Annotated in this window: 11 protein-coding genes; 6 read left to right on the forward strand and 5 right to left on the reverse strand. The window is 44.6% G+C overall.

The genetic code is table 11. From position 1 onward, the window contains the following. Nucleotides 1-2: 2 nt before the first annotated feature. From kdpA to JEZ96_RS15365, 3 genes are all read right to left on the reverse strand, one after another. Nucleotides 3-1,727: a potassium-transporting ATPase subunit KdpA gene (gene kdpA / locus JEZ96_RS15355; RefSeq protein ID WP_025007586.1), complete on the reverse strand. Its 1,725-nt coding sequence runs from the start codon at nt 1,725-1,727 to the stop codon at nt 3-5. Nucleotides 1,728-1,735: 8 nt separating this feature from the next. Then, entirely contained in the window at nt 1,736-1,816 is an 81-nt protein-coding gene (kdpF, locus tag JEZ96_RS19680) for a K(+)-transporting ATPase subunit F (RefSeq protein ID WP_081429803.1), read from the reverse strand. Nucleotides 1,817-2,383: 567 nt separating this feature from the next. Continuing rightward, nucleotides 2,384-3,379, reverse strand: coding sequence for a LysR family transcriptional regulator (locus JEZ96_RS15365; RefSeq protein WP_025007584.1), 996 nt, complete (start codon nt 3,377-3,379; stop codon nt 2,384-2,386). A 138-nt stretch (nt 3,380-3,517) separates the two neighbouring features. Here JEZ96_RS15365 and JEZ96_RS15370 point away from each other — a divergent pair, with 138 nt between their 5' ends. Further along, on the forward strand, nt 3,518-4,477 hold the full coding sequence (locus JEZ96_RS15370) for a sodium-dependent bicarbonate transport family permease (protein ID WP_198779818.1): 960 nt from the start codon (nt 3,518-3,520) through the stop codon (nt 4,475-4,477). Nucleotides 4,478-4,559: 82 nt separating this feature from the next. Here JEZ96_RS15370 and JEZ96_RS15375 read toward each other — a convergent pair whose 3' ends face one another. Beyond that, a complete protein-coding gene (locus JEZ96_RS15375; protein ID WP_011788236.1) occupies nt 4,560-5,531 on the reverse strand; it encodes a GGDEF domain-containing protein in 972 nt (323 codons plus the stop codon). A gap of 76 nt (nt 5,532-5,607) precedes the next feature. Then, nucleotides 5,608-8,472 carry a bifunctional [glutamate--ammonia ligase]-adenylyl-L-tyrosine phosphorylase/[glutamate--ammonia-ligase] adenylyltransferase gene (gene glnE, locus JEZ96_RS15380; protein WP_014611240.1) on the reverse strand — a complete coding sequence of 955 codons (2,865 nt, stop codon included), beginning with the start codon at nt 8,470-8,472 and terminating at the stop codon, nt 5,608-5,610. Nucleotides 8,473-8,697: 225 nt separating this feature from the next. On the opposite strand from glnE, the gene JEZ96_RS15385 reads away from it, so the two are divergent. The 5 genes from JEZ96_RS15385 (at nt 8,698) to JEZ96_RS15405 (ending at nt 13,516) form a co-directional block, all read left to right on the forward strand. Continuing rightward, nucleotides 8,698-9,681 carry a hypothetical protein gene (locus tag JEZ96_RS15385; protein WP_011919908.1) on the forward strand — a complete coding sequence of 328 codons (984 nt, stop codon included), beginning with the start codon at nt 8,698-8,700 and terminating at the stop codon, nt 9,679-9,681. 13 nt (nt 9,682-9,694) lie between these two features. Then, nucleotides 9,695-10,594, forward strand: coding sequence for a DUF350 domain-containing protein (locus JEZ96_RS15390; RefSeq protein WP_011919909.1), 900 nt, complete (start codon nt 9,695-9,697; stop codon nt 10,592-10,594). Nucleotides 10,595-10,598: 4 nt separating this feature from the next. Then, on the forward strand, nt 10,599-12,323 hold the full coding sequence (locus tag JEZ96_RS15395; protein WP_011788232.1) for a polyamine aminopropyltransferase: 1,725 nt from the start codon (nt 10,599-10,601) through the stop codon (nt 12,321-12,323). A 78-nt stretch (nt 12,324-12,401) separates the two neighbouring features. Next, nucleotides 12,402-12,815 carry a YjfI family protein gene (locus tag JEZ96_RS15400; RefSeq protein ID WP_011788231.1) on the forward strand — a complete coding sequence of 138 codons (414 nt, stop codon included), beginning with the start codon at nt 12,402-12,404 and terminating at the stop codon, nt 12,813-12,815. An 11-nt stretch (nt 12,816-12,826) separates the two neighbouring features. Continuing rightward, on the forward strand, nt 12,827-13,516 hold the full coding sequence (locus JEZ96_RS15405) for a PspA/IM30 family protein (protein ID WP_011788230.1): 690 nt from the start codon (nt 12,827-12,829) through the stop codon (nt 13,514-13,516). Nucleotides 13,517-13,620: the final 104 nt, after the last annotated feature.

Raw genomic sequence — 13,620 nt, forward strand, 5'->3', positions numbered from 1 at the left:
GACTATTTCTCCAGACTCATAGTGGCAAGTTCTAAAGCTTCGCCAATAGGCCCTAATACCGCCGCTGGTAAGAAAGACAGGAAGTTAATGATTAAAATCACGGCAATAAGGGTGAAACAAAAGGTGGGACTCTCGAGCTTCAGGCTCGCGTTACTGTCAGGGCTCACTCTTTTACTCGACATCATCCCCGCAATCGCCAGCGGTAAAAACAGTGGCAGGTATCGACCAAGCAGTAAGGCGATAACGCAGCTGATATTCCACCAAGGTGTGTTATCACCTAAACCTTCAAAACCCGAACCGTTATTAGCAAAAGCGGAGGTATATTCGTAAAAGACTTGCGAAATTCCATGAAAGCCGGGGTTGCTGTTGCCCGTAATACTCGGGATCGCCACACTGATCGCCGTCAAACCTAAGACGCATAAGGTAGGTAAAACTAATAGACTTCCCAAAAGGGTGATTTCACGGGTTTCGAGCTTACGACCAAATATCTCTGGCGTACGGCCAATCATCAATCCCGATAAGAAAACAGCAATCCACACATAAACGATAAAGTTAACAAAACCGCAGCCAATACCGCCCCATATCGCATTGAGCAACATGCCTGATCGCGTCATCAATCCCCCTATTGGATTGAAGGAATCGTGCATGGCATTGACCGAACCGTTAGAGGTTTGTGTGGTAAAAGAAGCCCATAGCGCCGATAGCTCAGGTCCAAAGCGAACTTCTTTACCCTCCATATTAGGCCCTTGGGCGCTTAATCCCGCAAAGGCGGCGTTGGGTTGCAACTCGCTGTACACAGTTGCCCCAAGAAAACTGACGCTCAATAGACCCATTGCCACCAGAGCCATCAAGGTAAATTTTTTGCGTCTTAGCATGCCGCCCGCCATAAAAACGACGGACATAGGGATCAACACTAAGGCAATGGTCTCGATTGCATTACTGACTGGCGTTGGGTTTTCCAGCGGGTTACTGCTGTTGGGACCATACCAGCCCCCGCCATTAGTGCCTAACTGCTTGATGGCCACCATAGAAGCAACGGGGCCAATCGGAACGACCTGCTCAGAGATAGGTGATACTGAATCTAAGGTGTTCACTTTTTGCGCACCGTCAAAACTACTCGGTACGCCTTGCCAAGTCAGTAATAGCGCCACAATAGCCGCTAATGGCAGCATAAGTCTGAGCACACCGCGCACTAGGTCAACATAATAGTTACCCAGATTTCGAGCCTCGCCCTCTTTGGCGCTGTCATTATTCAACCCGCCTAACATTCCCCGCAAAATCGCCACACAAACCGCCAGCGCCATGGCTGGAGTGACAAATTGCAGCGTGACAATGACAAATCCTTGGGACAGATAACTGAGCTGAGCCTGCCCAGAATAGTGCTGTTGATTGGTATTGGTGAGGAATGACACCGCAGTGTGCAACGCCAGATCCCAAGATAATGGTCCTATGCCATCGGGGTTAAGCGGTAACACATGTTGGAATTTAAGGATAAGAAACGCCAAAATGCCAAGTACTAAGTTGCTGATAAGAAACGCCGCACCATAGGATTTCCATGTCATCCCCGAATGGGCATTTACGCCGATAGCCCGATAAATCCACTTTTCAATAGGATTAAATAAACGATCTGAAAAATGGGACTGACCAGAGAAAACCCCTGTCATATAGGATCCCAACAGCCATGCGAGCCCAAGCGCAGTAGTAAAAATAAGGGTAATTTCAAACATAACGACTCCTAAAACTTATCAGGGGCAAACATTGCCACTGCTAAGTAAATGAAAAGTGCTATGGAAAGTATTAGAAATATCCAGTCCATATAATTTGTCCTTAAGAAATTGAGTAACGGGACAAATATATGAATTAACGGTGTAAAGTCTCTAGAGTTCAAATGACTAATCCCGTAAAGAATACGTAAAAATCATCAACTATCAGAGAATAAACATGATGAGGAACATGTAAAATTAGTGTGTTTTTGCGGATGATAAAGTCACTCAAACAGCAGAATATCAATTAGGATTCTATTGCCAATTAACAATAAGTTATCATTCCAAGCCAAAGCTGATTGAATCATCATAATCAGTGGTAATTAAGGCCGCAAAAAGCCATAGAATTAGCTGTAAAAGTAAAATAAAAAAGCCATCATTCTTTTGCCGAGTTTATTTTTATCACGATGACTCATATCGATAATAGGCGGCAAATGAATCAGGCGTTTATACCGATGATATAAATCAATTAAGTTTTTTGTAATCTGCTGAGCTGATTGCCAGCTAATAGCGCATCGCCAAGATTCAGTAAAACCCAATTATTCATATTTCATCATCCTATCAAGATGAAAGTCCTATTAAATCTTGCTATCACTAAAAAAAGTTCAGCTAGATTCCCCTTACCTAGATAGACTTGCAGGATTAAAATGCATGCTAAGCTGCTGGATATCCGTAGCCACCCACTCTGGTTCAATACATTCGGCCAAGTGCGCTGCCATAAAATCCACTAACTGCATGGCCGCATAGGGTAAGCGGCGATCTTTACGACCAACCAGATACCAATTACTTTCAAGAGGAAAACCAATAACAGGCAAAACCGCTGGTTTTTCACGCCCTTCTTGCAGTGTGTGTGCTGATATGACGGATAATCCTAAACCCGACGCAACGCTCAAACGGATGGCTTCATTGCTCTCAATTTGCATCGTATCGCTTAGGGTTATGCCTTGAGCACTACACCAAGACTCAAACATCAAGCGCGTGGCTGAGCCTGGTTCGCGCACGATAAAACGCTCATGTTTAAGCTCATTAAAATTCACTTGCTCGCGGCCCACCGCCCAGTGATCTTTAGGCACAATCAATTGCAGTGGGTTTTTAATGATGCGCGCGGATAACACATTATCACCACTTGGTGGATGGCTAAACAGATATAAATCATCTTCTTGGCGTTCAAATCGGCCTAACACATGGGCACGATTACCAATATTTAAGGTCACTTTAACCTGTGGAAATTGCCGATAAAATGCACCTAAAATCCGTGGTAATACGTATTTTGCAGTGGTGACTATGCCAATATTGATATGACCAACGCTGCCACCTTTAGCCTGCTGCATAAAAGCTTCAACATCCTCAAAACGACTTAAGGTATCGCAGGCGGCGCGGTAAAGTTCATTACCTATCAAAGTAGGCAACATGCGGCCATCACGGCTCTCCAGTAATGGCTCGCCCAACACATCGGCCAGTTTCTTAAGTTGCAATGACACTGTCGGCTGAGTTAAATGTAAAACCCTTGCTGCTGCGGAAATATTGCCAAGCCGAACAACCTGCACATAGACCTGCAATAAACGAAAACTTAAGTGCCGCAATTTAAATGGGGTCAATGACGAATGCTTTTCCATAGATAATGATCTATACCTAAGTGGTAAACAATTTATTTTCCAATATAACCAATTAGGTTCAAAATCACCAGCCATCAGGATTACTCGACCACTCACCCGGTATGACAGGGTGTAAGAGTCAAAACTAATGAGATACTTATGCCCGATATTGTGATTGCCTTCTTCGCTTTAGGTTTATTAGCTGGCCTCGTAAAATCAGATCTTAAAGTCCCCCCAGCTATTTACGAAACCTTATCCATTCTGTTGATGCTGACTTTGGGATTAAAGGGAGGGATGTCACTCCATGGGCACACCCAAAACTTAGTGCTTAGTGAACTCTTAGCCGTCATTGCGCTAGGTTTAATCATTCCATTAGTCCTATATCCAGTATTAACCCAACTGGTACGCATAGGCCGCACCGATGCCATTAGCATTGCCGCCCATTATGGCTCTGTGAGTGCGGGGACTTTTGCGGTAGTCATGGCGATCGTGGAAAATACCGGACTCACCTTAAGACCCGAAACAACACTGTATTTAGTGTTACTCGAACTGCCTGCAATTATTGTGATGCTCTGGCTACATCGATATTTAAGTGCTAAAAATGCTACAGAAACAATGCCTAAAGTGGAGGCACAATCCAATGTATTGCACGAGGCTTTAACCAGCCGTGGTGTTGCCCTTCTGCTCGGTGGTGTCGCTATTGGTTGGCTCTATGGCCCAAATGGGCTGGCACCAATAACGCCCGTGCTACTCGGTGGCTTTAAAACCTTATTGGCCTTATTTTTACTCGAGATGGGTTTAGTCACGGCCAAGGTATGCTTACCTCTGCCCCTCAAACAATGGCGCCTACTCGTATTTGCGGCGGTGGTTCCTTTCGTTTTAGCCTGGTTCGGCATTGGTGTGGGTGTATGGCTAGATCTACCCGCTGGCAGTATTTTAGTATTAGCGGGCTTAAGTGCTAGCGCATCCTATATCGCGGCACCTGCAGCCATACGTGCCGCAATCCCTGAAGCCAATATAGGCTTAGCAATGCTAGCTTCTCTTGGGATCACGTTTCCAGTTAACGTATTAATTGGCTTACCTTTATATCAACATTGGGTCATGCTCATTACGGCTTAACGCCGGTATTTAGTTTTTCGCCTAATCAGATCCAATGAAAAGGGAGACATTATTGTCTCCCTTTTCATCTGGCATAAGCAATTTAAGATGCATCACTGTGATGTGCGGCTTTATTCTGATACATGGCTTTATCGGCGGAATCTAACAGATCCTCTAAGCCCATATCTGAATCCGGCGTCCAATGGGCTATACCTATGCTGGTCGCCAATCGATGTTGCTTAGGATGCTGTTGATTATATTGCTCAAGTAACTGCGTAAAGCGCTCGATGACTCGATTAACTGTATCTCTATGCACAAAACTTAACAGCACCACAAACTCATCGCCGCCAAGCCTTGCGATCACATCCGACTCCCTAAAAGCAGTCATTAAGATATGGGCAAAATCATATAACACCTGATCGCCCTTACGATGACCAAAGCTATCATTCACTTCTTTAAAAAAATCGAGATCGAAGAACACTAAAGCCGCCTCCGATTCAGTGCGTCGACAACTCGCTATGGCCTGATGTGCTAATAACTCAAATCCTCGACGATTTGAAATGCCCGTTAAAGGATCTAAGGTATTCTGCGCGATAGATAATAACTCGGCCTCAACCATTTGGCCGAGATCTGTCAAGGTTTCAATATCTTCTTGGCTAAACTCCCGAGGTTCAGTGTCATTTACACATAGTGTTCCTACTCGGTAATGATGATTTATCGTGAGTGGGTAACCTGCATAAAAACGAATAAAGGGTTCTTGTGCCACAAAAGGATTATCACAAAACCGCGGATCGAGGAGAGTATCGTTAATAATAAAAATACCCTCATAGTTTATTGCGTGGGCGCAAAGGGAAATATCCCGTGATGTTTCAGTTATTTCAAGTCCTTGGCGAGATTTAAACCACTGGCGCTGAGCATCTACAAGGGTAATGACACAAATTGGCAACGAAAAAATTCGCCGAGTCAGGCGAGTGATACGGTCGAAGCGCTCCTCTGCATCGGTATCTAACACATTGAGAGCTCGCAACGTGGCTAAACGTTGCAGCTCATTTTCTGGGATGGGAGGTAATTCCATGGCACTCTCTAATAGCTGCTCTGCATTAAACTTTAGACCAAATCCCCCGACCTAGAGAATTTGAATAGACAAAAGTTTACGATTCAAGCACGGCTCGATAGATGTTCAGTACCCGCTCTGCATGTTCTGCAACCTCAATGTAAGGCAACTGCCCCGACTTTTGCTGTAGTGTAAGTCGGTGATTCTCATCCCTTAGCCAACAATAGGATTGAGTTAAATGTTGCGCACTCATAATAGGTAAAAGCGCAAGTTCGGCTAACACAGCAAAAATTCGCACATTATCAGACCAAATCGATAGTTCTGGATACTCATGGGCATTAGCAAGCACAAGATACTGAGCAATAAATTCAATATCGGCGATTCCACCAATGCTTTGTTTTAAATCGAATTGGCCTTCGGTCACTTTTAACAAATGATCACGCATCTTCTGGCGCATCTCACGCACGGCTTTTTTAAGCTCCGCTTTATCCCTCGACTGTTCTAACACTGAGGCTCGGATATGACTAAACTTAACCGCTAAACTATTGTCACCAAAAACAAAACGTGAGCGAACTAAGGCTTGATGCTCCCAAGTCCAAGCCTCATTAGCTTGATATTCCCCGAAGCGTTCAATCTCACTGACCATCAACCCCGAGGCGCCAGAGGGGCGCAGACGCATATCGACCTCATACAATTCTCCTGATGTGGTGCGAGTGGAGAATAAATGCAAAATGCGTTGGGCAAGTTTAAGGTAAAAATGTCCTACTTCTATCGGTCTATCGCCATTAGTTAGGCTGTTTTCCATATTTTTATGGGCTTCGTATAGGAATACCAAATCCAGATCCGATCCATACCCAAGTTCAATACCGCCTAACTTACCGTAGCCAATAACGGCAAAACCAGTATCACTGCCCTCAAGATACCCTGGCACACCATGACGTTGCGCCACCTGTTGCCATGCTTGCATCACAACCTGCTCAATAATGGCTTCAGCTAAAAAGGTTAAATGATCACTGACTTGCATCACAGGTAATACGCCTGTGACATCGGCTGCGGCAATCTTAAGTTGTTGTGAAAGTTTAAATTGTCGCAGCGCCTCCATTTGCTGCTCCATATCATCTTCCGGCACCCTAAGCAGATATTGGCGTAACTCGCTGGGATAATCGTCCAATGAAGTGGTGTCGTACAAATGCGCGGGATCGATAAGCTCATCCAATAACATAGGAAATTTAGCTAACTGAGTCGCAATCCAAGGACTTGCACAACACAAGCTCACTAATTGTTGACGCGCACCAGGGTTTTCGCATAAAAGCTCGAGGTAAGTGGTGCGCGTTAAAATCTGTTCAAGTACCTTAGAAACGGGTTCGAAGGCCGCCGACGGACTGTGTTGATTGAGAAGCTCCTCCAATAATCTTGGCATTAATTTATCTAAAGTTTCCCGGCCTCGAGGTCCAATAGATCGCTTTATCACCGTTTCACGCCAACAGCTAAGCATAGGCCATAGCTTGTCATCTTCGATCTGTTGCTCGGCAAACAATGCAAGTGCATGATCATCCTGCTGTACATTCCACAATTGCACAGTCCAATGCTCTGTTTTTTCTTCCCCTTCTTCACCCCCAACGGTCGCTTTAAAATGACGGTGTATTTTCGCCATTGCCGCTTCAATATGACTGCGTAACTCAACCTCATTTGCCATATCGAGTACATGACATAATCTTGCCCAATCGAGGGGATTATTCGGTAAGGTTTGAGTCTGTTTATCATCAATCGCTTGTAGTAGATTTTCGACTCGGCGCAGCAGCAAGTAACTGTGTTTTAATTCGTCCACCGCCAGGTATTCAAACTGCCCAAGACTATAAAGCGTGTCCATAGCGCCAAATAAACTCTGTTGGCGAAGTGCTGGCTCTCTTCCACCGCGAATAAGTTGAAAACTTTGCACCACGAATTCCACTTCTCGAATACCGCCAGCACCGAGTTTGATATTGTCAGTTAGCTGACGACGACGTACCTCTTGAGCGATAAGCTGCTTCATTTTTCGTAGGGAGTCGATAGCCGAAAAATCAATATAACGGCGGTACACAAAGGGGCGAAGTAAACTGTGTAGTTCATCGGAAAAATGATTCCACGGACCAAGTGCACGGGCTTTAACCATGGCATAGCGTTCCCAATCACGCCCCTGCTCTTGGTAATAATCCTCAAGTGCACTAAAACTCACCACCAGTGGACCACTCTCACCATAAGGACGCAAACGCATATCGACTCTGAAAACAAAACCATCGACCGTTATTTGATCGAGTAGATTGACAAGCCTTTGCCCCATACGAATAAAAAATTGTTGGTTATCTAAACTCCGACGGCCACCAAGGGTTTCGCCATGCTCGGGAAAAGTGAAAATCAGATCGATATCCGAGGAAAAGTTAAGCTCACGACCACCGAGTTTCCCCATACCTAAAATCAGCAGCGGTTGCGGATTACCAGCTTTATCCATTGGTGTGCCATATTGCGCGCACATCTCTTTGTAAAGCCAATCGCGGGCACAGATCACTAACGCTTCAGCCAGTGCAGATAAATCTAGAAGGGAGGTTTCTAAACTGGTGTAATCTAAAAAATCACGCCAAGCTAAGCGTACCATTTGATAATTACGAAAACGACGTAATACGGATTTAGCCATATCCTCGCTAGTCGCATTACTTAGCAACTCATGTAATTCAACATCATAATGTTTACGATTAACATCCGTTAAGTCTCCCATGAATAGTCGATTAATCCATTCGGGATGTCTACTTAACTGCGCGGCCACATAATCACTTAACCCCAGTACCGTTTTTAATTCTTGTTTAGCTGTTGGTGTCAAATGTGACAGCCCATCGGACCATACATCCTCTAGCCGCTGCCAATGGCGCTCTGCGGTTTGTGTGATGAGTGTAGACAATGACTTCTTACTGTCTTTTTGCATGGTCATAATAATCCCTAACAAATTAAACTATCGACATATTATGTCGTAAATGATATAGATTGACATGTTCAACGAGACTTGCAGCTACCTGATGTAACACACAAATAAAGGAATGCCCTTTTATCAGTGCTGTTTAAGGGTACTATAACCTGTGCAACAGGCATATTGGGCAAGAGGATTATTATTTGCCCGCAAGTATTTGAGTTTTATTTCAACCCTTTTGGAGACAACATGGCAGGAATGCTAAGGCATGTTCTCATATCGATACTCTTGATTACGGTGACTTTATCCTTGACGGGATGTGGTGATGATAGACCGGATAAAATAGCTAAGTATCAACAACTCACTGAGCAGCGTCTCGCGTCGCTCGGCACTATGCTCGATGACGGGCAATTGCGTAACGCCAATCTGCTAAAACAATACAGCACACTGTTAAAACAGCAAAAACCCGATTTAGCACCACTGCTTGATGAACTAGCGAAGGATTCAGGCCCCAAAGGGCCTATGTATACATCACTAAAACGTCGCTTAGAAGAGTCTAAAAATGCGGCAAATTTTGCCGATCTCGATCAGCAATTAGCCGAAGCTGAAAACCTCTATCAAGCGGCAGATCCGAGCCTGTTTAACGATATGCTGTCCGATCCCGTTAACGTGGTTGCCGATATGTCCGAGGGTAAGCTCGCCCGCGTAAATGCGATTAGCCGTGAAGCCGCAGCATTAGCCAATGGCGCAGAAGACTTTGGCCCTGGTAGCCAACTTGTTGGTAACCCTGCCTACGGCAGTTGGCAAACCGATTCCAGTGGTACGTCATTTTGGGCTTGGTACGGCATGTATTCCATGTTCTCAAATATTTTTAATCGTCCCATTGCCTATGACCGCTGGTCAGGTAATCGTGGCTATAGTTATTACAATGACGTAGGCCGTTATCGCTATACCTCACCAAAGCAAGCCGATGCCCAAGCGAAAACATTTGAACAAACTAAAAAACGATTTGACTCTCAAGGTAAGCGTTTTGATAGTCCCTATGCGAAACCACGTACAGGAGCCACGGCATTATCCCGTGAAAGCACGAGTACACCCAAAGCCAATACAACGAGCGCGAGTAAAAGTTCTGCGAATAATTCAAGCAGTAAGTTCCGTTCAAACTATTCTAAAGACAGTAGTTTCCGTAATTCCAGCAATCGTACGACCCGCAGTGTGCGCCGGGGCAAGTAACTAAGGATTTCCAATGACACTATTTCAGGATTTCGGTATCACATCAGAGCTAGTCACGATACTCGCTATCGATCTTACTATTGCAGTTATCTTGCTAACCTTAATGCGTTATTTACAAGGCTGGAGTGTAAAAGTTAATAGCAGTAAAGAACTCGCCGAGCGAGATAATTTTGCCTTTGGTATCAGTACCGCTGGCGCAGTTGCTGCTCTCGGCATTGTATTAACTGGGGCAATAACAGGGGCTGCAGCTCACTCCTATATGACCGAGGCGATAGGCATGAGCGCCTATGGACTGTTTGGTTTAGTACTAATCAAGCTCGGACGTTTTTTGCACGATAAAATCGCCTTAAATGAACTGGATAAAAATCAGCAAATCATTAAAGGAAATATTTCTGTTGCCATCGTTGATGCAAGCGCCGCCATTGCGACCGCCATTATTATCCGCGCTGTTTTGCTCTGGGCTGAGGATTTAACGGTCGATACTTTCATCGCAATTTTCAGTGCATTTGCGATTTCGCAATTAATGCTAGTATTACTGACTCGCTGGCGTGAAAACCGTTTTGCAAGCCGCAACCAAGACTCTTCTATGCAACATGCGCTCGAACAAGGGCACACTGCGCTGGCGATTCGCCACGCGGGCTACATGATTGCAATGGCATTGAGCTTTAATGCCGCAAGTCATTTTATTATTTTTAATCCAACAGCATACGTAACAAATGTGATTGGCTGGTTGGTATTTTCAATCATTATGCTGATTGTGCTTTCACTACTGATATTTGTGGTGAAAAAATTAGTCTTGGCTCGCATCGATTTGGCTAATGAAGTGGAAAGACAGCACAATATTGGTATTGCTGCAGTAGAAATGGCGATCAGTATCGCTATCGCGCTTATTCTTACGGCACTGATGGCCTAATCGAATGCAAGAAAACAGTTTAGCTCCCTTAGCGGCTAAACCTAGCCGCTTAGGTTGGTTTGACGATGTCCTATTATTGGGCATTATGGCCGTATTAGCAGGCTGCGGCCTGATTTACGAATATCTACTGTCACATTATGCGGGGCGTATTTTAGGTGCATTAGAAGCGGCCATCTACACTATGATTGGCTTGATGATCGTTTCTATGGGATTGGGGGCCTTTGCTGCACGTAAAATCCGAGATGCCTTTACCGGTTTTGTCATATTAGAACTCACAGTCGCACTTTGTGGCTCACTCGCCATTTTAATCACCGCGGCGGTGATTGGTTTTGGTCAACAACTGCCTTTAATCATTGCAAGTACATTAGGGTTACCACCGGATCAATTACCGGATGGCGGTGTGATAGGTACGCTGCAAAAACTCAGTGAATACTTACCCTATATGTGGGGTGTGTTGCTAGGCTTGATGATTGGTATGGAAATCCCCCTTATCGCAAGGGTACGCCAATCCCTTTCTGATGAACATTTGCTCCATAATGCTGGCACTATTTATGGTGCTGATTACATAGGTGCAGGCATAGGTGCCGCCATTTGGGTGGGTTTTATGCTTGCCATTGATATTCAGCTCGCCGCCGCCTTAACCGCCAGTTTTAACCTATTAGCGGGTTTTGTGTTTATCTGGCGATTCTGGCCGAAAATCCGCCAAGCTAAACTGCTGTTAATCGGGCATCTTGTTGTCACCGGCGTCTTGTTGGTGTTAGCGATACACGGCCCACGCTGGGAGCAAGAATTTAACAATCTGCTTTATAAAGATAAAGTGGTTTATAGCAAGGCAACTCGATTCCAACAACTGACGTTTACTGAACGCCTACGGGGTAATGGATTAGCACCTGTATATGCTTTATATATCAATGGCCGTTTACAATTTTCGAGCATAGATGAGCACATCTACCATACATTTCTCGTGCATCCCACACTCGCCGCCAGTGCCCGCCATAACAAAGTACTCATTATTGGCGGTGGTGACGGGCTTGGATTAAAACAGGTACTGCGTTGGCAACCGGAACAGGTTACCCTACTCGATCTTGATGCTGATCTGGTTAAGTTATTTAAGTCACCCGATACAGATATGCCTGAAAATTTAACTCAAGCTATGCTGGCATTAAATGGCGACGCACTGAATGATCCCCGTGTCACAATCATCAATGATGATGCCTTTAACGGCGTCGATAAACTAATTGCCACAGGCGTTAAATACGATGCCATTATTGTGGACTTACCCGACCCGAGCCACCCCGATCTCAATAAGCTGTACTCAGATTATTTCTACCGTAAATTAAAGGAACTAATGAGCAGTGATGGCGCACTGACTGTACAGTCAACCTCGCCTTATCATGCTCCTAAGGCCTTTATTTCAGTGGCAAAAACCTTAGTTGTAGCAGGATTTGACGTTAAGCAATATCACCATAATGTCCCCAGCTTTGGCGAATGGGGATGGAGCATTGCTACCGCTGGTGGACGGGATGCACAGTACAGGCTTGCGCAGTTAACGGAATTCCCTATCAAAGATGATTGGCTCACATTAGGACTTGTGAAGGGCGCATTTGAGTTTCCAGCTAACTTTTATCTGGATGCTGTCAATATAAAACCCAATGAATTAGGCTCATTACAGTTGTACCACTACCATTTACAGGCTTGGTCTGAAAACCAAGGAATCGATCTTTTTTAACGGAGAAAGATAGTGCTTGACATATTATGTCTCGGTGCTATCTTTGAACACAGACATAATATGTCAATAAGGACAAATATGAATATCCATACCCTTGCCAATCACCTCAACAGTCTTGGCAATAACAGCCAAACAGGCTTTCAATTTGATTGTTATCCGATTGATGGCGAAGTAGAAGTGTTGCAAGTGAATGTGGTCGGCCGTGAAGAAATCCCGGTATTCGTATCGGTAACGGATAACCAAATTCTCTGCATCAGTTACCTGTGGGGCGAGAATGAAGTAAACCAAGAACGTCGCAGTGAAATGTTTGAAACTATGCTAGAGCTCAACATTCCAATGCCTTTGTCAGCCTTTGCAAAAATCGATGACAAATACGTAGTTTACGGCGCGCTATCACTACAATCTAGCATGCTTGAAATAGAGCAAGAATTAGCAGTTTTATCTGATAACTGTTTAGAAGTTATTGATGAATTGGTCGACTATCTGAAATAAGGAGCCACAAAATGGGCATTCTGAATAAAATTTTAACAGCGTTTCGCGGTGGTGCCACCGAAGTTGGCCAAAGCATCGTTGACGCAAACTCAACCCGTATTTTCGAGCAGGAAATCCGTGACGCCGAAAAACACTTAACCAACGCTAAACGCGAACTGACCGATGTGATGGCAAAAGAAATGCAGGCCAGTCGTGAAATCGATCGTTTGAAGCGTTCTATTGCTGAACACGAAGGCTATGCAACTCAAGCGCTGGATAAAGGTAATGAACCTCTCGCGATTGAAATTGCAGAGAAGATTGCACAGTTGGATCAAGAGTTATCCGAGCAACAAAGTGCAAACGATAGCTTTAGTGCCCATGCTGCACGCTTGAAAGACTTAGTGAAGAAAACCGAACGCCAACTGTCTGATTATCAACGTCAGTTGAGCATGGTTAAAACCACTGAAAGCGTTCAAAAAGCCACGGCAACGATTACCGACTCTTTTGCTTCAAGCAACTCTAAACTGCTGAATGCAAAAGATTCATTAGAGCGTATCAAAGCACGTCAACAACAGTTTGATGACAGGCTAAAAGCCGCAGAAACTTTAGCTGAAGAAAGCAGCGATAAATCACTGCAAGCTAAGTTAGCTGAAGCTGGCATCGGTGAGCAAAAATCCAATGCAAATGCAGTACTTGACAGGATCAAGGCTCGCAAAAGCTAAGTAAAGAGTGACCGAATGCCGAGTATCGATGGGATCATCACCCCCTATTGAACTCGGCATTTTTTGTTTCAACCATTAAATAAGCTCACCTTCGTCAGTGATTA

This window comes from Shewanella putrefaciens, from assembly GCF_016406325.1.
Classification (GTDB): Bacteria; Pseudomonadota; Gammaproteobacteria; order Enterobacterales; family Shewanellaceae; genus Shewanella; species Shewanella putrefaciens.